General features: G+C 42.9%; 17 protein-coding genes and 1 pseudogene. 6 read left to right on the top strand and 12 right to left on the bottom strand.

What is annotated here, in order from left to right:
- Positions 1-183: 183 nt before the first annotated feature.
- Complete coding sequence (gene yofA, locus ACQVGS_RS11970; protein WP_400153585.1) at positions 184-1,053, bottom strand: LysR family transcriptional regulator YofA; 870 nt, start codon at positions 1,051-1,053, stop codon at positions 184-186.
- A 128-nt stretch (positions 1,054-1,181) separates the two neighbouring features.
- Here yofA and ACQVGS_RS11965 point away from each other — a divergent pair, with 128 nt between their 5' ends.
- Positions 1,182-2,171 (top strand): zinc-binding dehydrogenase, encoded by a 990-nt coding sequence (locus ACQVGS_RS11965; RefSeq protein WP_400153584.1) that lies wholly within the window; start codon positions 1,182-1,184, stop codon positions 2,169-2,171.
- A gap of 55 nt (positions 2,172-2,226) precedes the next feature.
- Here ACQVGS_RS11965 and gltD read toward each other — a convergent pair whose 3' ends face one another.
- Positions 2,227-3,708 carry a glutamate synthase small subunit gene (gltD, locus tag ACQVGS_RS11960; protein WP_044155668.1) on the bottom strand — a complete coding sequence of 494 codons (1,482 nt, stop codon included), beginning with the start codon at positions 3,706-3,708 and terminating at the stop codon, positions 2,227-2,229.
- Between the two features lie 16 nt (positions 3,709-3,724).
- Positions 3,725-8,287: a glutamate synthase large subunit gene (gene gltB, locus ACQVGS_RS11955; RefSeq protein WP_491830263.1), complete on the bottom strand. Its 4,563-nt coding sequence runs from the start codon at positions 8,285-8,287 to the stop codon at positions 3,725-3,727.
- Between the two features lie 146 nt (positions 8,288-8,433).
- Here gltB and gltC point away from each other — a divergent pair, with 146 nt between their 5' ends.
- The gene (gltC, locus tag ACQVGS_RS11950) at positions 8,434-9,336 is read left to right on the top strand and encodes a glutamate biosynthesis transcriptional regulator GltC (RefSeq protein WP_188323788.1); all 903 of its coding nucleotides are present in this window, start codon (positions 8,434-8,436) and stop codon (positions 9,334-9,336) included.
- Between the two features lie 60 nt (positions 9,337-9,396).
- Here the strand turns inward: gltC and proB are convergent, their stop codons facing one another.
- The 3 genes from proB to rtp form a co-directional block, all read right to left on the bottom strand.
- Positions 9,397-10,512, bottom strand: coding sequence for a glutamate 5-kinase (proB, locus tag ACQVGS_RS11945; RefSeq protein ID WP_400153582.1), 1,116 nt, complete (start codon positions 10,510-10,512; stop codon positions 9,397-9,399).
- Positions 10,513-10,527: 15 nt separating this feature from the next.
- On the bottom strand, positions 10,528-11,406 hold the full coding sequence (gene proC, locus ACQVGS_RS11940) for a pyrroline-5-carboxylate reductase (protein ID WP_127696951.1): 879 nt from the start codon (positions 11,404-11,406) through the stop codon (positions 10,528-10,530).
- Between the two features lie 146 nt (positions 11,407-11,552).
- Positions 11,553-11,921, bottom strand: a complete 369-nt coding sequence (gene rtp / locus ACQVGS_RS11935; RefSeq protein ID WP_216394238.1) for a replication termination protein — start codon at positions 11,919-11,921, stop codon at positions 11,553-11,555.
- A 288-nt stretch (positions 11,922-12,209) separates the two neighbouring features.
- Between rtp and ACQVGS_RS11930 the strand changes: the two genes are divergently transcribed.
- The gene (locus ACQVGS_RS11930; RefSeq protein ID WP_491830262.1) at positions 12,210-13,427 is read left to right on the top strand and encodes a cytochrome P450; all 1,218 of its coding nucleotides are present in this window, start codon (positions 12,210-12,212) and stop codon (positions 13,425-13,427) included.
- A gap of 29 nt (positions 13,428-13,456) precedes the next feature.
- Here the strand turns inward: ACQVGS_RS11930 and ACQVGS_RS11925 are convergent, their stop codons facing one another.
- On the bottom strand, positions 13,457-14,173 hold the full coding sequence (locus tag ACQVGS_RS11925) for a 3-ketoacyl-ACP reductase (RefSeq protein WP_059293344.1): 717 nt from the start codon (positions 14,171-14,173) through the stop codon (positions 13,457-13,459).
- Positions 14,174-14,322: 149 nt separating this feature from the next.
- Between ACQVGS_RS11925 and ACQVGS_RS11920 the strand changes: the two genes are divergently transcribed.
- The 3 genes and pseudogenes from ACQVGS_RS11920 to ACQVGS_RS11910 all read left to right on the top strand — a co-directional run bounded on the left by ACQVGS_RS11920 (position 14,323) and on the right by ACQVGS_RS11910 (position 16,046).
- Entirely contained in the window at positions 14,323-14,628 is a 306-nt protein-coding gene (locus ACQVGS_RS11920; RefSeq protein ID WP_059336520.1) for a DUF948 domain-containing protein, read from the top strand.
- 68 nt (positions 14,629-14,696) lie between these two features.
- Positions 14,697-15,475 (top strand): annotated as a pseudogene (locus ACQVGS_RS11915) (hypothetical protein).
- 43 nt (positions 15,476-15,518) lie between these two features.
- The gene (locus ACQVGS_RS11910) at positions 15,519-16,046 is read left to right on the top strand and encodes a GNAT family N-acetyltransferase (RefSeq protein WP_268545088.1); all 528 of its coding nucleotides are present in this window, start codon (positions 15,519-15,521) and stop codon (positions 16,044-16,046) included.
- Positions 16,047-16,338: 292 nt separating this feature from the next.
- Here the strand turns inward: ACQVGS_RS11910 and ACQVGS_RS11905 are convergent, their stop codons facing one another.
- The 5 genes from ACQVGS_RS11905 to ACQVGS_RS11885 form a co-directional block, all read right to left on the bottom strand.
- A complete protein-coding gene (locus tag ACQVGS_RS11905; RefSeq protein WP_318752041.1) occupies positions 16,339-17,325 on the bottom strand; it encodes an ABC transporter permease in 987 nt (328 codons plus the stop codon).
- Positions 17,319-18,065: an ABC transporter permease gene (locus ACQVGS_RS11900; RefSeq protein ID WP_101863265.1), complete on the bottom strand. Its 747-nt coding sequence runs from the start codon at positions 18,063-18,065 to the stop codon at positions 17,319-17,321. The genes ACQVGS_RS11905 and ACQVGS_RS11900 overlap by 7 nt, the downstream gene beginning before the upstream one ends.
- Before the next feature lie 10 nt (positions 18,066-18,075).
- On the bottom strand, positions 18,076-19,014 hold the full coding sequence (locus ACQVGS_RS11895) for an ABC transporter ATP-binding protein (protein ID WP_318752042.1): 939 nt from the start codon (positions 19,012-19,014) through the stop codon (positions 18,076-18,078).
- Between the two features lie 13 nt (positions 19,015-19,027).
- The gene (locus ACQVGS_RS11890) at positions 19,028-19,579 is read right to left on the bottom strand and encodes a MarR family winged helix-turn-helix transcriptional regulator (RefSeq protein WP_069487385.1); all 552 of its coding nucleotides are present in this window, start codon (positions 19,577-19,579) and stop codon (positions 19,028-19,030) included.
- A gap of 472 nt (positions 19,580-20,051) precedes the next feature.
- On the bottom strand, positions 20,052-21,296 hold the full coding sequence (locus tag ACQVGS_RS11885; RefSeq protein ID WP_185847891.1) for an MFS transporter: 1,245 nt from the start codon (positions 21,294-21,296) through the stop codon (positions 20,052-20,054).
- Positions 21,297-21,361 lie beyond the last annotated feature (65 nt).

The raw sequence follows: 21,361 nt of genomic DNA, 5'->3' as shown, positions 1-21,361 counted from the left end.
AATACCTTTCAATATAACATCCAGACATGTGCCAGATAACAATTCGAAACACATAAAGGTTTGATCAGCTAATCAATTCATAGACCTTAAAGCTTCTTAGTTTTTTTGAAAACCGTCTCTCCAGCTTACGAAAACAAAAATCTATCCCGCATCCCCTGCTATTGTTGAATCTTCTCTTCTTGATTAGACTGATTGGATAAATTTGGCCTCATTCAATTCTGCAATAAACCGCTGAAATGCACTGGTCATAAAAAAGTCTTTCCTGTAAATAAACACAATCGTCATATCCTGATATGATGCGTGAAGCTGGTGAACGTACACCCTTTGGCGATGGACAGAGCAGGCAATGGCCGACTTTGGCAGCAGCGCCGTTCCCAAACCAGCGGAAACACCTCTGATAACGGCTTCCAATGTGCCAAATTCTATGATTTTTTGCTGTTGAATACCTGCTTCCTCCAATAATCTTTTGACCCTATCGCGATGAGAGCAGCCGGTTCCAAAAAAGAGCATCGGCAGCCGTAGCATGTCCTCTATCGCCCCTTCCTCCGGTGAAATCAACACCAATTCCTCATAGGAAACAGGAATTTGTTTGATATCCATGTATTCAACAGGACCGTACACAAAAGCGCCATCCACCTTATGATCTAGAACTTGCCGAACCAAGCTGTGCGTATCACCTGTGTTCACTGATAAATCAACTTCAGGAAAACGTCTGAGGAATGAAGCTGCATGTTCAGGCAGGTGAGTGACCGCTGTTGTTTCCAATGCTCCAAGCCGCAACGGCCCTTTCGGATGCTGACTTAACTGCGCTGATTTCTCAGCTTCGTCTAATAATGATAAAACTTGATCTGCGTATTGTAATAGGTTTTCCCCCGCAGCCGTTAACGTCATTCCACGATTTGTCCGGTGAAATAACTTGATATTCAGATCTGTCTCAAGCTTATGGATTCTGGCTGTTACATTAGATTGAACATAATTCAGCTGCCGGGCTGCTTTTGTTATACTTCCTTCACGGGCAACAGCCCGGAATATCTTTAATTCTCCGCTTTCCACACGCTGTCACCTTCTTGCTATGATTAAAAGTGATACCGGCAATCATTTTTGTTCATTTTACTTGAAGAAAACCGCTGTGTAAAATATGTGAAGATCATAGATTACGAGGAATATAGGAGGCAGACGGCATGAAAGCGGTTATTCATAACGGAAAAAGCGGACTTCGGGGGTTAGCGTATCAGGACATCCCTTCTCAAAATCCCGGAAACGGAGAAGTGAAAGTAAAGTTGAAAACGGCGGGATTAAATCACCGGGACCTGTTTCTCATGAAAAATAAAACTGAACAAGATCCTGAGTTTATTCTGGGCTCTGACGGTGCTGGTATTATTGAAGCGGTCGGTGAAGGTGTAGATCATCTGGCTGTTCAAACAGAAGTGGTGATTTTACCGACTTTGAATTGGGAAGTAACAGATGATGTACCTCCTGTTCCGGATATTTTGGGAGGCCCTTCAAACGGAACACTTGCTGAATATGTGATCATTCCTTCACAAAACGCAGTGAAAAAACCTTCTTATCTATCCTGGGAGGAAGCAGGCGTGTTGCCATTATCAGCTCTGACCGCATATCGAGCACTTTTTACAAAGGCCCAATTAAAAAAAGGCGAGCATATTTTGATACCCGGAATTGGAAGCGGCGTTGCAACCTACGCGCTAGTAATGGCTAAAGCGATTGGAGCAACTGTAAGCGTGACTTCTCGAAGCGAGGAAAAAAGAAAAAGAGCAATACAATTAGGCGCTGACCACGCTTTTGAAAGTTACAGCAATTGGTCTGAACATCTTCAAGGACAAAAAGCTGATGTCATTCTCGATAGCATAGGGCCGGCCCTCTTTTCAGAATACTTTGATCATGTTAAACCGAACGGCCGTATTGTCAGCTTTGGTGCAAGTTCGGGTGATAATCTCAGTTTTCCGCTGCGTTCTTTATTCTTTCCGCAAATCAATATATTGGGAACGTCAATGGGAAGCCGTGATGAATTCCGTGAAATGCTGCATTTCATGGAAAAACATAAACTTCGGCCCGTGCTTGACCGGACATATCCTATAGAACAAGCACATGAAGCATATACCAGTATGCTGGAAGGCAGCCAGTTTGGGAACATCGGAATCACAATAGATTAAAAAAGAAACCGGCTGACAAACAGTCCGGTTTCTTTTTTTATATAATCCCCTTTATTTACGGCAGAACTGAACTCCCCATCAAATATCGGTCAACTTCACGCGCCACTTCACGGCCTTCATTAATCGCCCATACGATTAAGCTTTGGCCTCTTCTTGCATCCCCTGCGGCGAAAACACCATCGATATTTGTTTTATAATCCCCATATGCTGCGCTGATTTTGTTGTTATTAGAATCAACACCAAATTGTTTTAAAAGCGGCTGTTCTGTGCCTTCAAAGCCGATAGCGATAAAGACGAGCTGAGCAGGCCATACTTTTTCAGTTCCAGGCAGTTCACGGAACTCGTATTTTCCATGCTCATTTTTCACTTTCTCCATTTGAATCGTATGGAGCTCTTTCAATTTGCCGTTTTTATCGGCAACCAATTTTTTTGTTTGGATCGAATATTCTCTCGGATCTCTTCCGAATTTTGCTTCTGCTTCTTCATATGCATATTCAAGCGTAAAGACGTGCGGCTGTTCAGGCCACATATTATCATTCGTGCGAGCCGGAGGAAGTTTCGGGTGTTTGCCGAATTGGTGCACGCTTTTGGCTTTTTGGCGCAAAGCGGTAGCCACACAGTCAGCTCCTGTGTCTCCGCCTCCGATCACGATAACGTCTTTCCCCTTCGCATCAATGAATCGCTTGTCTTTAAAGTTAGAATCTAAATAGCTTTTTGTAGCAAGCGTCAAGTAATCCATCGCGTAGTGAACACCTTTTGATTCGCGTCCCTCGATTAACAGATCCCGCTGTTTTTGAGCACCTGTGCAAAGGATCACGGAATCAAATTGCTCTTTCAGCTCATCAGCCGTTATATCAACGCCAATTTCCGTATTTGTAACAAAATCGATTCCTTCTTGCGTCAGCAACTTAATGCGGCGTTCGACAATTCCTTTTTCAAGTTTCATGTTTGGAATGCCGTAAGTTAAAAGTCCGCCCGCTCTGTCTGCGCGTTCAAATACAGTGACAGAATGTCCAGCTTGGTTCAACTGGTCAGCACTCGCCAGTCCGGCTGGGCCCGACCCAACGATGGCGACTTTTTTGCCTGTTCGTTTTTTCGGAATTCTAGGCTGAATCCAGCCATTCTCAAACCCTTTATCAATTATGGTCCGTTCAATATTCTTAATCGATACGGCCGGGTCGGAAATCGCTAGTGTACATGACCCTTCACAAGGAGCGGGACAAACCCGCCCTGTGAATTCAGGAAAGTTGTTTGTTTTTACAAGCCGTTCTAATGCTTCTTTCCATCTGCCTCGGTAGACAAGATCGTTCCATTCAGGAATTAAGTTGTAAATCGGACAGCCGGATGTAAATCCGTTAATGTCAGCACCGATCTGGCAAAACGGTGTACCGCAATCCATACACCGCGCCCCCTGCCGTTTCGACGCTTCTTCTGAAAAAGGAGCAGAATATTCCTTCCAGTCCTTTAAGCGAGTGAGAGGGTCTCGCTCAGCTGGTTTTTCTCGTTTGATTTCCATAAATCCAGTTGGTTTCCCCATGTTCCTCTCCCCTTCCTTACTGTACTACCGTTTGTTTTTGTCCCGCCGGCGCTTTTTTCTGCTTTGGTTTCGTATTGGCTTCAAACGCGTACATGACGGCTTCTTCCTCAGATAAGCCCGCAGCTTTTTGCTCTTCGATGCTCGCAAGCATTTGTTTATAGTTTTTCGGAATCACTTTAATGAATGTTTTCACGCTGTCTTCCCACTGTTCAAGCAGGTCTGCTGCTTTTTGGCTGTTTGTATACGCAGCATGCTTTTCAAGCATTGCTTTAACTTGTTGAATTTCTTTTTCAACTTCTAATGACTCTAACAAAATCATTTCAAGGTTGCATTTGCGTTTAAATGCCTTTACATCTTCGACCAATACATACGCGATTCCGCCGGACATACCAGCCGCGAAGTTTTTGCCGACATCACCCAGTACGACAACACTTCCGCCTGTCATGTATTCACAGCCGTGATCACCGATGCCTTCAACAACAACATTCACACCGCTGTTCCGAACGGCAAAGCGTTCACCTGCACGGCCGTTAATATATGCTTCTCCGCTCGTCGCGCCATAGAATGCTACGTTGCCGATAATTACATTATCATGTGATTCGGAGTTGAATCCTTCCGGTGATTTGACAATGATTTTTCCGCCAGACAGACCTTTTCCGACATAGTCATTTGAATCTCCGTCTAAATAAAGCGTCATGCCTTTTGGAACGAACGCTCCAAAGCTTTGTCCAGCTGAACCTGTGAATTGCAGCTTAATCGTATCTTCCGGAAGTCCTTCTTCTCCGTAACGTTTCGAAATTTCACTGCCTGTTACAGTGCCTGCTACACGGTTTGTGTTATTGATTTCGACTGAAATATCAGCTTCTTTTCCCGATTCAATGGCATCTTTTACAGCAGGAAGAATTGTTGTGATATCGAGCGATTGATCAATTTTATGGTTTTGCGGCGTTTGGAATGTCCGTATCCCTTCCGGCTGATAAAGAAGTGTGGACAAATCAAGCTGACTCGCTTTCCAATGCGCCTTTGCCCGCTCACTCACGTTAAGTGCGTCAGTGCGGCCGATCATTTCATCGAACGTTTTAAAACCTAATGCAGCCATGTATTCACGGACTTCTTCAGCAATAAACAGCATGTAGTTCACAATATGATCAGGATCTCCCATGAACTTTTTGCGAAGTTCAGGATTTTGAGTCGCTACCCCGACAGGACATGTATCCAAATGGCAGGCGCGCATCATAACACAGCCGAGAACAACTAACGGAGCAGTTGCGAAACCGAATTCTTCGGCGCCGAGCAATGCGGCCATGACGACGTCGCGGCCTGTCATAAGCTTTCCGTCTGTTTCTAATACAACACGATCACGGAGTCCGTTCAGCATTAAGGTTTGGTGCGCTTCTGCAAGGCCAAGCTCCCACGGAAGCCCTGTATGTTTAATGCTTGTTTTAGGTGAAGCACCTGTACCTCCGTCGTAACCGCTGATAACGATGACATCTGCAGTTGCTTTAGCAACACCCGCAGCGATCGTTCCGACACCAGCTTTTGAGACCAGCTTCACGCTGATTCTTGCATCACGGTTCGCATTTTTTAAATCGTGAATCAGCTGGGCTAAATCCTCGATTGAATAAATGTCATGGTGAGGAGGCGGTGAAATCAATCCGACCCCAGGTGTTGATCCGCGGACATCGGCAACCCAAGGATACACTTTATTGCCTGGCAGCTGTCCGCCTTCTCCCGGTTTTGCGCCTTGCGCCATTTTAATCTGCAGCTCATCGGCGTTGACTAAGTAATGGCTTTTCACACCGAATCGTCCGGAAGCAATTTGTTTGATCGCGCTTCTTCTGTCATCGCCGTTTTCATCAGGCACAAAGCGTTTTGGATCTTCTCCGCCTTCACCGCTGTTGCTTTTTCCGCCCAAGCGGTTCATCGCAATCGCTAATGCTTCGTGGGCTTCCTTGCTTAATGATCCAAATGACATCGCACCTGTTTTAAACCGTTTGACAATCGATTCAGCAGATTCTACTTCCTCCACTTTTAGAGGCTTGCGGTTTTCGTCAAATGAGAACAAGTTTCTCAGGAATCCGATTCGTTCTTCATCTGCCGCTTTCGTATATTGTTTAAACAGATTGTAATCATTTCTGCGGCACGCCCATTGCAAGGTATGAATCGTTTTCGGGTTAAATGCGTGATGCTCTCCGCCGTTTCTCCATTGGAAGTCACTTCCCGGTTCAAGCGTTTTGCTGTAGTCATCCTTATAGGCTTCCTGGTGGCGGCGCTGTGCCTCTGCCGCAATGGTATTTAAGTTAATGCCGCCGAGCTGTGATGCTGTTCCCGTAAAATAACGGTCAATCACGTCACGGCTGATTCCTACCGCTTCAAAGATTTGGGCGCCCCTGTAGCTCTGTACAGTAGAAATCCCCATCTTCGACATCACTTTTACGACACCTTCAGTAATGCTTTTTCCATACTTGCTGACAGCTTCTTCATAGCTGATATCCAAGCGGCCTTCGTCAATTTCCTGCTTATAGGTCGCATATGCCAGATAAGGATTGACAGCATCAGCACCATAGCCGATTAGAGCTGCAAAGTGATGAACTTCACGTGCTTCGCCCGATTCAACGATAATGCTGACTTTCGTGCGCAATCCTTTTCGGATTAAATGCTGGTGCAGTGCGCTGACTGCTAACAGCGGCGGAATTGGCGTTAACTGCTCATTCATTGCTCTATCGGACAAAATCAAAAGACTGACGCCTTGGCTGATTGCTTTCTCAGCTTGGGTGAACATGTCTTTTAACCCGCGTTCAAGATCTTCTGAAAACAGCACATTCATTTTTTGGCTTCTTAAATCAGGATGGACGATGGTTTTCAGCGCATAAAACTGCTCATTGGATAACACGGGTGTATACAGCTTGATTCGGCGGACGTTTCGTTCATTCGGATGAAGGAGATCGCCTTCTGCTCCGAGCCAAGTCATTGTTGAAGTCACGAGCTGCTCGCGAATCGCGTCAATCGGCGGGTTGGTAACCTGTGCAAACAATTGCTTAAAGTAGTTAAACAGCGATTGCGGGCGATCAGACAAAACAGCAAGCGGCGAATCGTTCCCCATTGAGCCGAGAGGATCTTTTCCTTCTTTAATAACAGGAATTAAATATTTTTGAATATCCTCATATGTGTATCCAAACGCTTTCTGACGCGTAAGAAGATCCGTGAACTGCTCTTCCTCTCTTGTTTCCGGATCAGGATTCACTTGCACAAGCTCTTCCTCAAGCCATTTTTGGTACGGATATTCAGTTGCGATTTGTGTTTTTACTTCTTCATCAGAAATAATGCGGCCTTCTTCCAGGTCAATTAAAAGCATTTTTCCTGGTTCAAGGCGGTTTTTATATAAAACGTTTTCCTGTTCAACCTCAATAACGCCGACCTCAGATGAGAAAATAATATAATCATCCTTTGTCACATAATAACGGGCCGGACGTAAACCATTTCGGTCGAGTATTGCGCCGATTTGTTTTCCGTCAGTAAATGAAATGGCCGTCGGACCATCCCAAGGCTCCATTAATGAGCTGTGATACTCATAAAACGCTCTTTTTTCTTTAGACATGTGCGTATTTTCTGTCCATGGCTCAGGAATCAGCATCATCGCCGTATGTGCCGGCTTGCGTCCAGCCATAACGAAAAACTCAAATGCGTTATCTAAAATGGAAGAGTCACTGCCGTCAGCATTCAGAATCGGAAGAATTTTATTGAGATCCTCACCAAAACTTTCAGACACAAATTGCTGTTCACGTGCTCTCATCCAGTTGATATTTCCTCGAAGGGTGTTAATCTCACCATTGTGAACCAAATAACGGTTTGGGTGTGCTCTTTCCCATGTAGGGAAGGTATTCGTGCTGAAGCGTGAATGAACTAGTGCAAAAGCGGATACGAATGCCTCATCTTGCAGATCGGAATAAAACGCATCAACCTGTTCAGGTGTTAAAAGGCCTTTATAAACAATAGTTTGGCTTGAAAGACTGGCAAAATAAAAATCTAGACCTTCCGTTACTCCCCAGTTTTCAGCCTGTTTACGAATGACATACAATTTTCGCTCAAAGGACAAATCATCCTTCAGGTCAGAACTTGCGCCAATGAATACTTGACGGACAAACGGACAGCTTTTTTGTGCTACTGTTCCGATTTTTCCGACATTTACAGGTGCAGTTCTCCATCCAAGCACAACTTGGCCTTCCTGCTCAATCAGTGCATCGATTTGCTTTTCGATTTTTTTTCTTTCATCTTCCTTCTGCGAGAAAAAGACCATTCCTACCCCGTAACGTCCTTTTTCCGGCAGATTGATGTCTTTGCACTCTTTCTTAAAGAAAGCATCAGGGATTTGAACCAGTAAGCCGGCACCGTCTCCCGTATCCGGATCACTGCCTTGACCTCCTCTGTGGTCGAGCTGGCAAAGCATCTGCAGCCCCTGTTTGACGATGTCATGTGTCGCCTTGCCTTTTAAGTGCGCATATAGGCCGATTCCGCATGCATCATGTTCAAATTCAGGACGGTAGAGACCTTGAGCTTTTGGCATTTGATTGTAAGTCATAATTCCTCTCCCCCGATCAGTTTCCGATAATAACGGTCATAAAATCTAACAACTCTAATATTATTGTAGGTTTTCAAAACGATATAAACAATATATAATTTAGATCAAAAGAATCTCAAAATGAGATAGATGGATGTGAGACTTACATGGAGCTGCGCCAACTGCGTTATTTTATGGAGGTTGCTGAACGGGAACACGTTTCAGAAGCCGCTGATTATCTGCATGTGGCCCAATCAGCAATCAGCAGACAAATTGCAAACCTTGAAGAAGAATTAAATGTTACTTTATTTGAGCGTGAAGGGAGAAATATCAAACTCACTCCGATTGGAAAAGAATTTTTAATTCATGTCAAAACAGCGATGAAAGCCATCGATTATGCAAAAGAACAAATTGATGAGTACCTTGACCCGCATCGCGGAACCGTAAAAATCGGCTTTCCTACAAGCCTCGCCAGTCAGCTTCTGCCGACTGTCGTTTCGGCATTTAAAGAAGAATATCCGCACGTAGAGTTTTTGCTGCGCCAAGGCTCTTATAAGTTTCTGATTGAAGCTGTCAGAAACCGCGATATCGATTTAGCGTTATTAGGCCCGGTGCCGACGAGTTTTCCAGACATAGCAGGAAATATTTTATTCACGGAAAAAATATACGCGCTTGTACCATTAAATCATCCGCTTGCCAAACAAAAAACGGTGCATTTAATCGATTTGCGCAACGATCAATTTGTGTTATTTCCCGAAGGATTTGTGCTTAGAAAAATGGCAATTGACTCTTGCAAACAAGCCGGGTTTGCCCCTCTTGTCTCTACAGAGGGTGAGGATTTGGACGCTATCAAAGGATTGGTGTCCGCAGGTATGGGTGTCACCCTTCTGCCGGAGAGCACTTTTGCTGAAACGACACCCCGATTTACTGTGAAAATTCCAATTGAGTTTCCTCAAGTGAAACGGACTGTCGGGATTATTAAGCCGAAAAACAGAGAGCTTGCACCTTCAGCGCAGGACTTTTATGAGTTTGTCATTCAGTTTTTCTCGAAATTGGAACAGTATCAATAAAAAAGAACCCGAGCTTATCTGGAGAAGTTCGGGTTTTTTGTTCCCGTGTATTTCTTCGATTTAATATACAGGCAAAGATAAATCCACATGGCATACAAACGCTTCTGGATCAATCACAGCTTTGTTTTCCATGCCTTTATTTTTTTCAGGTGTCTCAAGCTGCGAGGAAGAATAATTGACGATCCCGAGGCCGATGTCTTCACCATGAGAATCAGTCAGGCGGACAACAGCGCCGCTTTTAAATTTTCCTTTAATCTCCCTTACACCATCTGGGTATATATGCGATTGACCGTCAGCTATTTGGCCGGAACAGTCATCTGATAAAACAATTTCACCTTCTGGTCCGGAATTAAAAGCGATCCACTGCTCTTTTTGATTCAACGGAAGCGTTCCCTCAGCTTCAAAATAGGTGCCTTCCGCCTCTCCATGAACAGCTTGATATAATATATCTGCAGCGTCTGCCTGGCCAAGAAATCCTTTTATGCCGGATGCCATCACAATTTTAAACGCATCCAGTTTGGACCGCATGCCTCCGGTGCCGACCTCGCTGTCTGTATCGCCTGCACACGCTTCAATTTCCGGTGTAATCTCACTGACTCGCTGCACCCTTTTCGCTTTTGGATTATTTCGCGGATTGCCGTCATATAAACCGTCGATATCCGATAAAATCACAAGCAAATCCGCATCGATTAATCCGGCGACTTTGGCCGCGAGTGTATCATTATCGCCAAACTTAAGCCGATTGACGGTCACTGTGTCATTTTCGTTAATTATCGGGATAATACCGCGTTCGAGCAGTACATTCATTGTGTTCCGAACATTGTGATATCGGTATTCATCAGAAAAGTCGCTTCTTGTAATTAAAATTTGGGAAGCCACATAACCGTGCGCCAAAAACAGCTTTGAATAAGCCTCCATCAGCAACCCTTGACCGATTGAAGCAGACGCTTGTTTTTCAGGCAGATTATCTGGTCGCTGAAGAAACCCGAGCTTGCGATATCCTGCAGCTACTGCGCCGGAAGAAACCAGGATGACTTCATATCCGGCGTCTTTTAGTTTGGCGACCTGGTCCACTAAAGCTTCCAGTTTGCGAATGCTGATTTCCCCATGAAGACTTGTTAATGAACTGCTGCCGATCTTCACGACAACTCTTTTCATTTCTGTTTCAGACGTCACTTTATCACTCCTGTTTTATAGCGGTGCCGCTGTTTTTTCGATATCATCGCTGATTTCCTTTGAACGCTTAGCCGCATGTTTAATGGCTTGAGAAATGGCTTCTCCTCCGCCGCTCTTCTTCAAGGCCTGCAATCCGGCAGCAGTCGTTCCATTTGGCGAGGTGATATTATCTCTCAGCACCTCGGGCTGTTCTCCTGTCTCCATCAGCATTTTTGCAGCACCCAAGAGTGTCTGTGCACCGATGCTTCGTGATAAATGTTTATCAAGGCCCGCTTCCTCGCCTGTCTTTTCGATGAATTCCATTAAATAATAAAAATACGCAGGGCCGCTGCCGGCAATTCCCGTAAAAATATCCATTTGATTTTCCTGGATTGTATACACTTCACCCATACAGCCGAGCAAAGCCGCCGTCAGTTTTTCTAAATCATCTGTCACATGCCTGCCAAGTGCGATGGCAGTTGCAGAAGCGCCGATCATACTTGATGTGTTAGGCATTACTCTGACAACCGGCTGTTGATTATGCAATGATTGTTCAATATAAGAGGTGGTTATGCCGGCTAGCACCGACAAAATTAATTGATGGGGTTGGATGCGTGTTTTTAATGATGACAGAGCGCTTTCGGCATCTTTTGGCTTCATCGCCAAAATGAGCACATCCATGTCTTCAATACATAAGTGATCCGGCGCCACGCCTTTGATTCCATATTGAAGTTCAAGCTCAGCTAATCGCTCTGTATTGCTGCGGTTTGTAACGCAGATGTTATGTTTTGGGATTTTATTGGCACGAACGATACCTGATATCATTCCTTCCGCCATAGATCCGGCTCCGATAAAAGCTACTTTTTTTTGATCAAAGATCGGTAACATCTCCTTTGTTCGCTTTTTTGTTCGTATTTTCACACGTTTAAAATGTTACCACGTGAGGAAATGATGTCAAGTTTGAAGGTCACTATTGATTTGTATTGTTTCATTTCGACAAATATGTATAATGAAAAACAGAAAACACCCGATACTCGTGACTATGCCGGGTGTTTTCTATGTTAAAAATTATCTGACAGTGCTTTTTCAATCAGTTTCTTGCAGCGATCCAGCTCTACTTTCAGCTGTTTTTTATACAGCTTGGCTGCCTCGTAATCATTAAATTGATAGAGGACCACTTCTTGGAGCTTAGCCCCTTCTTTCTTTACTTTGATTTGTTTTAATATCCCATCATCAAGAAGCTCATGCAAAGACCGGTAAACCTCTGTATGGTTTGGTTTAAAACCAATCTCTTTAAATTCTGATCGAAGCACTTCCAGAAGCTTTAACCCGTAAAGTCTTTTCTGCTCAGTCATGGTAATCATATAAAGCTTCAAAAACGCGCGCTGCTTGACTAAAAATCCAGTGGAACTTCTTTTTTCTTCTTTCATCGGTCTGCACCCCTTCTCTGTAAACTGAGAACACTATGTACTAAATATTCAATTTTTTCCTGTTGTTCTCCTTCTTCTATTAATAACATGATAATCAAGTTATTTTGTGTTTGGTGTTTGTATGGCTGGTGGGAATAGAAAAAGATAGAATGAACATTTGGTTCATTATAACTTGTTTTCACTATGATCTTCAATTTAAAACTATTGTCCGGTTTACATTTTCTTCAATATATGTCCATTGAATTGAAAAACAGCCTTTGATAACGTATCGATAAAGGAGATGATAAAATGACAAAGCAAACAGCGCGCCCTGCCAAAGAAGAACGTTACGCCAACTTGATTCCCATGAAAGAATTGCAATTCGAAAAGGATCGTCTTTTCCCCTTCCTGATTTATGAAAAGCTTCGGAAATCGTCTCCTGTTCGCTATGACAAACAGCGTGATTGCTGGGATGTTTTTAAGTATGATGACGTTCAATTCGTCCTGAAAAATCCCAAACTTTTTTCATCCAAACGCGGCATACAGGCAGAAAGCATTTTAACAATGGACCCTCCGAAACATACCAAATTACGTGCACTCGTCAACAAATCGTTTACTCCAAAGGCAGTGAAACAAATCGAAACCCGCATAAAAGACGTTACAGCATTCCTCTTACAGGAGGCGCGGCAAAAAGACACAATCGATATGATAGATGATATAGCAGGCCCCCTTCCTGTTATTATCATTGCTGAAATGCTTGGAGCACCGATTGAAGACCGGCACATCATCAAAACATACTCCGACGTGCTCGTTGCCGGAGCGAAGAACAGTTCAGACAAATCTGTCGCTGACATGGTTCAAAAACGCCGGGACGGCCACGCTTTCTTAAGTAACTATTTTAGAGACATTCTATTAAAACGACGAGCCCAGCCAAAAGAAGATTTGATTACGATGCTTTTGCAGTCAGAAGTCGATGGAGAATATCTAACAGAAGAGCAGCTGCTCGGTTTTTGCATTCTACTTCTTGTCGCGGGAAACGAAACGACTACTAATTTGATCGCGAATGCTGTTCGCTATATCACGGAAGACACAGCCATGCAACAACAGATAAGACAGAATACAGACTATGTGCCTAATATAATAGAAGAAACACTCCGCTATTATCCGCCTGTTCAAGCCATCGGACGAGTTGCAGCAGAAGATATAGCGCTTGGCAGAGCATTTATAAAGAAAGGATCTTCCGTTATCAGCTGGGTCGCGTCAGCCAATCGGGATGATGCTAAATTTTCTGAACCTGATCGTTTTATCATTAACCGCCCCTCCTACCCCCATCTCAGCTTTGGGTTCGGAATTCACTTTTGCCTCGGCGCACCATTGGCCAGGCTCGAAGCAAAAATCGCTCTTTCCTCCCTCTTGTCTATGTCAGCTTATATTAAAAAAGCTGATGATGAACAGAAACTCGAAGCGGTACCAAGTCCTTTCGTGTTTGGTGTTAAACATTTACCTGTGCGGATTGAATTCAAATAAAAAAGCCTGTCGCTAGACAGGCTTTCGTTTTACGGATTTGTTGACCACAATCCTGCAGATTTAATGAAAATACGCGGATCTAATTTCAATTGAGCTACCATATATTCAGCAAGATCCTCAGGCTGCATAACCTTTTCAGGATTACCGTCTGTCAGGTTCAGTTCAATCGACATATCACTTGCGACAGTGCTCGGCGTTAACGCGCTGACTCTGATATTATGCTTTCTCACTTCTTGCATGAGAGATTCTGTTAACCCAAGAACGGCAAATTTGGATGCGCTGTAAGCGCTTGTGACAGCTGCTCCTCTTTGGCCGGCTGTAGAAGAAATATTAATAATGTCACCAGCTTTGCGTTCAATCATTTCAGGAAGCACCGCACGAGTAACATGGTATACACCCATTAGGTTCACTTGAATGATATTTTCCCACTCATCAGCGGATAGATCTAAGAATCCGCCAAACTTGCTGATTCCCGCATTGTTAATGAGAATATCAATCTCGCCAAGCTCCTCTTTAATAGAAGCCACAGCTTGATCAACATGCGCCGCATCCTTTACATCCGCAGCGGCAAACGCAGCTTTCACACCAAGTGCTTTTACTTCTTCTGCGACTTTCTCAACATTGGCGGCAGTTCGTCCGATTAAACCGATATTTACGCCTTCTTTCGCAAGCGCAAGAGCTGTCGCGCGTCCAATCCCTCTGCCTCCGCCTGTGATAAGAGCAGTTTTATTTTGTAAACTTTGCAATTGAAGCACCCTTTCTTTGTTTACATATGTACGATAACACATTATAAGCACAAGAAAACCAATACGCAAATCATATGAACTGACCAGATAACATTTCACCTGATTATAATAGGCGAAATAGGGTATGACATTAGAAAAGGGGTGAACATATGGTTATCGTTTATATCAGTATCGCAGTAATAGCCATTTCAATCATTTACTTAGGGATAAATGTGATTCAAAACAAGAAGAAAATAGATCCCGCCATGAAGGAACTCACTGCAGTTACGCAATCCATGCAAAAACAAGTTGAAATGGTAAAAACGGAAGCACAGCAGCTGTCTCAAAAACAAAAAATGATTCAGTACGATGTTGAAATGAAAAAAACCGCGTTGCAGCAGACTGCTGCTGAAGTGAAAGAAGCCCCTCAAGCAGTTAAAGAGGTGTGGCACGCAGGACATTTGAATAGAGGTTAAATATGAATGATATCCCGTTGTAACGTTTAAAATGGACAATGGGATATCATTTTTAGGGAGGTTCACCCATGATTGGAAACCGCAGCGGTTTAGCAGCATTTGCAGAGAAATTAAATACTCTTCCGGTATCAAGACCGCTTTCGAAAACGGATTTGCTCACTTCCCCATTTCGCATACACCAAGAAAACGCGCTTGAAATGTACTATTCACCTCATAATGAATATATCAATCAAGATGCTTCAGTTGTGATGTCAGGCATAACGCCGGGTTTTTCACAGATGAAAACAGCTTATGAAACAGCCGCAGAAAGCTTGCGCAAAGGCCGATCTCTAGAACAGATAGCTTTAGACACCAAAAAAGCGGCAGGACTTTCTGGAACTATGAGAGATAACCTGATTACGATGCTGGATCAATGCGGGCTGCCGCAGGTTTTAGGCATTCAAAGCGCCGCACAGCTTTTCGGCGACTTGCGCCATATGCTTCACACCACTTCTGTTATCAAATACCCTGTTTTCATTCAACAGAAAAACTATACAGGACATCGTCCGGCTATCCCCCGCTCATCTATGCTAAGCACTTATGCATATAAGCATTTTCCCGCTGAACTTGAAAAGCTATCGAGCCCTGCTCTTCTTATCCCGCTAGGCAAAGCAGCCGAAACAGTCTGTGAAACACTGATCAGGGAAAACAGCAAATGGCGGCTGACCTGCCTACACGGCTTCCCTCACCCATCGGGCGCGAACGGCCATCGAACGAAACAATTTAATAAAAACAAAGAGGAATTAGAAAAACAAATCCGCTCCTTTGCTTCATCAAATTCGATTTCGTTATAGAAAAGAGGAAATAAAAGGGATATGATAAACCTACATACACCATAAGGGAGGGATTCGGTGTTTCCTGAATTAGAAACCGTCAGGCTTATTCTAAGAGAGTTGACAGAGAAAGATGCGGAAGCCATTTTTACTTGTTTTTCAAACCATGGCGTCACACGCTACTACGGACTTGATCCCTTTGAAAGTATAGATCAAGCAAAAACAATGATTCATCAGTTTGCCGACAATTATCAAGAAAAGCGGGGAATACGGTGGGGAATTGAAAGAAAAGACACCAAAGAACTCATCGGTACGATTGGCTTTCATGCTTTGGCCCCCAAGCATAAACGTGCAGAAATCGGTTATGAAATCAGCCCGGCGAATTGGCGAAACGGCTATGCGTCAGAAGCCATTTTAGAAATTGTGTCTTTCGGCTTTGATATCCTTGAACTAACGAGAATCGGTGCAGTTGTTTTTATGGAAAATGAAGCGTCAAATCGTTTGCTGTTAAAAATGGGATTTCAAAAAGAAGGCGTATTAAGACAATATATGTACCAAAGCGGTGTCCCTTATGATACAAATGTTTATTCTATGATAAATTCATGAAAATCAGAGAATGAGCAGAGATTCTAGCTGCTCTTCCCTAAGTCTCTCGTCTGTTTTCACTCCGCAGGATTGCCTCTCAAAATATCATAGCTAAAATACTCACAGTAGCGGCAATCAAAAAGACCGCATTCCATCGCAGCATTGGCGAAGACGGAGCCTTGTCATATAAAATGTCCGGTTCTGTATTCGTGCCAGCAATGCCACTTCATTCTTAAAAACTCCCTAATAAATAACTCATTATAACGAAACAATAAAAAAGATGCATAGCGTTCTATGCATCTAGTGACATCCATTAAATCCCTTTCTTCATCCTGCTTCTTGTCATAAAGCCACCAAAGAAATAAAATAATGCCGACCAAAGAAAGATATAAAAAAGCTGAAATTTGAATTCCCGCATTGTCTGCCCTATTTCTATCCCATGGATAAAGGTCATGAATGCTTTTTGCGGCAGAATCGCACATAGTGCATCTAAGACGGGAAGATTAGTCGTAAAAGAAATAAAACAGCCTGACAATACAGACGTAACCACACTGATTCCGCTCGTCACCAAGCTTAAGTTTCGATCCATAACTGAGGACATAAAAATAGCGAATGACGCTGCAAGCACTGCGAGAACAGCCAGCAGTTCAGCAAGAATGTCCAAGCGAAAGCCAATATTCACATGAAATAATATTGTTGTCATCACAATGGCCAGATAGGTTGGTATGTATAGACATAAAAATGTAAAGATAAACTGAACACTCAGGTATTTGTTCTCGTTTACGGGTGACACTAAAATCCGCCTGAAGGTTTTAAGCATGCGGTCTTCAGGATACAAGGCAGTGAGCGCGACACCTTGCATAAAAACAAGCATCACGATAAAACCTAAGATATTTGTGCCTGTCCCTCTTTCAGTCCTTATTTTATCCTCTCCTTTATAGCTGTTCGGCATTTTCCCAGTCTCAAAAAGCTCCCGAATCATTTTTTTATCCGCTTCACTCTTCAAAGTGTTTACCTTGTAGTCTTGATGATTTTTTTCTACGACTGCTGCATATTTTCCTAACATAAGATCAGAAAACCTCGGCTTTTGATGGACCATAACCACTCGAAAGGCAGGATCTTTGGGGAGATTTTTCATTTCATCCTGCTCCGTGACAAATGCAATGGTTTCTTTTAAGACCGGTTTACCGGAAAAAAGAATCGCTGCTCCAACCATCAGCGGAATGATAATCACTGCAATGATGATAACGGCTTTCTTCGCCAGTATTCGTTCCCACCTATTTCGGAATAGATTCAGCATACATATCCCTCCGGCTTAAAAACAACATGGGAAACGGCAATACAAACGACTGAAGCCAAGAGAAGAATGGATACCACAGGCAGCAAAATGCTGAAATCATGATCATAAATGAGGCGAAATGAGCATTCCGCTACCCATTTAACCGGAGAAAATACGGAAATTTCATTTACGGTATCTCCAAATCTATGAATTCCGAAAAAAACGCCTCCAAAGAAAACAAAAAAAGCAACTGGAATTTGCATGATACTATTCGCCTGTTCTTCATTTTTAAAAATGCAGCAAAACATGGTGCCGAAACAGCAGCCAAAGAACAAAAAGACATGCAGTAAAAGCAAGATATACGGAAGGTCTTCTCCGCCAAAGTTCAATTTAAAAATCGTTTGGGCCGTCCATACATTCATGCTGTACAATATCACACTGAATATGTAAGTTGATAGTAATTTTGAAAGATAAATACTTGTTTTCGAAACGGGTGCGTATACAAGGCGGATGTTTCCTCTCTTCACCTTTTCTTCCATAAATGTGTTGGACGCGGTCATTGCGATCAGAGCCGCTGAGAAAATGATCATATTCACCCCGTAATAATCGTATGAACTGATACCATCTGCCCCAAAGCTGTTTTTTGTGACAAAACCCATGATCACAATAAGAATGAAAGGAAAAATCGTATTAGCTAAAACGAGAACCGGATTCCTTAAAATATTCATAAAATCAAATGTCATTACTTTTATCAAACTCATGTTGCCTCTCCTAATCTCTTAAATTTCTTCCCGTCAGCTCCAAAAATACCGTTTCTAATGATGCCTCTTGACTGCTCATATGCAGAATGCTGCATCCTTGAACACTTAATTCTGCTATGATTTCACCTAGGAGATCTTGGCTCTTTCGGACTGTAACTTTCAATTCACCCTCTATGGAGTGTACTTTTATAACCCCTTCTATATCCATCAGAATGTTTTTGTTTAATTTATCTGCATTCGCCAGCTGAAAAGAGTAAGTCATTTCTTTATTTACTTTTTTGTACAATTCATCTTTCGTCCCGTTAGCAATGATTTTTCCCTCATTCATAATCATAATCCGATCACTAATAGCCTCCGCTTCTTCCATATAATGAGTTGAGTAAATGATGCTCGCTCCTTTTTCTTTAAGCAATTTAATAGACTCCAATATGTGATTTCTGGATTGAGGGTCTATCCCAACAGTCGGCTCATCCATAATAATCAGTTTCGGCTGATGGGCAATAGCACAGGCAATGTTTAGTCTTCTTTTCATCCCGCCTGAAAAAGTCTTAGGCTTATCATCTTTACGATCATATAGCTGTACAAGCTCCAAGGCCTCCTTAACCCGGGCTTTCAGCTTTTTTCCTTTAAGAGAATATAGACTGGCAAAAAAGCGAACATTTTGCTCAGCAGATATATCCTCATAGATGGCGATATCTTGAGGGACGATTCCGATGCCCTTTTTCATTTTCTTTGCGCTGTTTTTTACATTATGGCCCAATATCGTAACATTTCCGGAAGTGGCCGACAGTACTCCGGATAAAATATGAATCGTTGTGCTTTTTCCTGCTCCGTTTGGGCCAAGAAGCCCAAGGATTTCACTCTCCTTTACTTCAAATGAAATGCCGTCTACTGCAGTTTTGTTCGTGTACTGCTTTTTCAAATTTTCTATTAATGCCACGCTGTTCATACGTATCTCCTTTTTACATTCTCCGTTTTGCGAACTCCTGAAGTATTTTTATTTTCAGATCATCACGTTCTTGTTCAATTTCAAAGTCACGAGCATCTTCTTCGAAACCATCCTGCTCTTCTCCGTCAAAACTGTATAGCTTTTTCAATAAATTCCACAGTGTCTCTAATTCTTCCGTCGAAAACCCCTGAAAAATATCTGCCATAAAGTACACAGCTTTTTCACCGCACTCCTCTAAAACGCGTTTTCCAGAATCGGTAATTTTCACATTAACCGCACGCTTGTCACGTTTACTTGGCACAGTAACGGCATATCCTCTTTTTTCAATACTGCTGACAAGCCTGTTTATGTTCTGTTTCGACGTACCTAATTTTTTGGCAATGTTGTTGAAAGTGGTTTCTTCTTCCGGTAAATGCAGTATGGAGACCATCGTCATAAATTGCCTAGTCGTTAAGCTCTCATAGTACTCATCACCTCGTGATTGAATTTTGTTTAAAACAGAAAAAAGTGTAGCGTAAGACTGCTGCATTAAAAATAAATCTTTTAGTTCTTTAGAAAAGTTCATTATAATCCTCCCAAAAGACAATTTGTTGTCTATATCATCATAGCACTTCGTTTTGGTTTGTCAACATATTGTCTATTTTATTTCAAAAAACTTACGTCCTCGTTTGCAAAACATACAACAATTCCATATTGATCAATATGAAAAAAGGTATATCATGGTTCAGCAACGTATAGTTGTTGAAGAAAAAGCATTGAAATCAGCCTTTTTTGAAGATCTAATTGAAGAGAAATACGAAGACCCTTAAATCGTACTACAATGGTTGAGCCGTGCCCTGCAAAGATACACTTAAAAAAAGGCATACAATCATGAGAGTTAAAAAGCGCTTTAATGCAGAAGCGATCGCCCAAACTATTTTATTGGCGGACTCCTAATGATGAAGTCCCGTCCAGACCAATCATCTGCGCGGCACTCTGTAACTGAAACCATTGCTGAAAAAAATCATAAAAAGCGCCCTGTTTCAGGGCGCTTTTCATCAGGATGCATATTGAGGGGAAGTCTCTTTCTGTACTTCTTTTTCTTCAGGTAGCTTAATACATTTCGTCATGACTGCACTCGCAAGATAAAGCACCGCAAAAATCCAGACAACGCCTTGTGCACCGACGAGTCCGATGAACATCCAAGCTAAAGCAGGTCCGACAAATGCCGATAAGCCGGCTGCGAGGTTCAAAACGGACATGGCGGCTCCTTTGTCTTTTCCGGCAACTGTCGGCACGATCGCACCAATCGGCACGTAGCCTGCCAGCAAACCGCCCCAGATAAAGCCGATGATGCTCACAACAGCTATATTCCCGCCTGAAAAAACAGGCGCATAGTATAATAAAACGGTGAAAATGCCGCAGCCGACACCTCCAAACCAAATGACGGTGTTTTTCCATCCGAATTTATCACCGACAATTCCAAAAATGAGGTTAAATACAATGTTGCCCAGAAAAATCGTTCCCCAAATCTGCAGCCACACATTAGTTGAAATGCCGTGCTGAGCCATGTGCATCGGCAAAAACACAGGGAAACCATATGTGCCGATGCTGTTGATGATTCTAATCATTCCTCCTGTCAGCACCCGCGGATTGGTAACAAGAATGGTAACCCCTTTTAAAAGCTCCTCCGCCGTTTCTGATCTTTTTCTTTTCTTTTTTTCAAACCGGTCTTTATTAATAAACAACGCGAAGACTGCACCGAGGCATACCCAGAAAATAGAACTCCACAGCGTATTTAAATAACCAAACGTTTTAATTGCATAACTTGAATACCAAGCACCGAAAACAAACATGCCCAGACAATACGCAATCCAAAACCAGCCGACAGCTGTGCTGAGCCTGTTCTGCGGTGTTCTGTAGATGACCCATGTCAAGAAGGAATAAGCAAAAAGCGGGTATCCTAAGCCTTTAATAAAGTAAGTCACATACATGACAGGCAGATTTAGCTGTTCAAATCCGAAGACGATAAAAGCCGCTGTACCGATCACATAAAACAACAACCCCATAAACATCGTCCGCTTTGCGCCAAATGCTTCCAGACACACACCCGAAAACCATGAAGCGATGGCCAGTGAAATGCCGTATATACTAAAAATCGAAGCGGATTGCTGAACGGTGAGCCCATTTTCAATCAGAAAAGGACTGAGCCATCCTTGTTCAAGACCGTCTCCCATCATAAACAGCACAACCCCTAAAAACCCCCATGCCAGCCGCTTTGGTATACCAATTTTATCTAACATATCTGTATCCTCCTTAGATGCTTATCTCAATTACCGTATTACCTCATTAAAGTAATAAAATGTAT

The sequence above is a fragment of the Bacillus sp. SD127 genome, from assembly GCF_058566445.1.
Note: the sequence above shows the minus strand (reverse complement) of the source record. Positions and strands in the feature narration are given on the sequence as shown.

Excerpts from the sequence above, each read along its gene's own strand:
- ACQVGS_RS11965 (WP_400153584.1), top strand. The coding sequence starts at position 1,182 with ATGAAAGCGGTTATTCATAACGGAAAAAGCGGACTTCGGGGGTTAGCG.
- gltD (WP_044155668.1), bottom strand. The coding sequence starts at position 3,708 with ATGGGGAAACCAACTGGATTTATGGAAATCAAACGAGAAAAACCAGCT.
- gltB (WP_491830263.1), bottom strand. The coding sequence starts at position 8,287 with ATGACTTACAATCAAATGCCAAAAGCTCAAGGTCTCTACCGTCCTGAA.
- gltC (WP_188323788.1), top strand. The coding sequence starts at position 8,434 with ATGGAGCTGCGCCAACTGCGTTATTTTATGGAGGTTGCTGAACGGGAA.
- rtp (WP_216394238.1), bottom strand. The coding sequence starts at position 11,921 with ATGAAAGAAGAAAAAAGAAGTTCCACTGGATTTTTAGTCAAGCAGCGC.
- ACQVGS_RS11930 (WP_491830262.1), top strand. The coding sequence starts at position 12,210 with ATGACAAAGCAAACAGCGCGCCCTGCCAAAGAAGAACGTTACGCCAAC.
- ACQVGS_RS11920 (WP_059336520.1), top strand. The coding sequence starts at position 14,323 with ATGGTTATCGTTTATATCAGTATCGCAGTAATAGCCATTTCAATCATT.
- ACQVGS_RS11905 (WP_318752041.1), bottom strand. The coding sequence starts at position 17,325 with ATGCTGAATCTATTCCGAAATAGGTGGGAACGAATACTGGCGAAGAAA.
- ACQVGS_RS11900 (WP_101863265.1), bottom strand. The coding sequence starts at position 18,065 with ATGAGTTTGATAAAAGTAATGACATTTGATTTTATGAATATTTTAAGG.
- ACQVGS_RS11895 (WP_318752042.1), bottom strand. The coding sequence starts at position 19,014 with ATGAACAGCGTGGCATTAATAGAAAATTTGAAAAAGCAGTACACGAAC.
- ACQVGS_RS11890 (WP_069487385.1), bottom strand. The coding sequence starts at position 19,579 with ATGAACTTTTCTAAAGAACTAAAAGATTTATTTTTAATGCAGCAGTCT.
- ACQVGS_RS11885 (WP_185847891.1), bottom strand. The coding sequence starts at position 21,296 with ATGTTAGATAAAATTGGTATACCAAAGCGGCTGGCATGGGGGTTTTTA.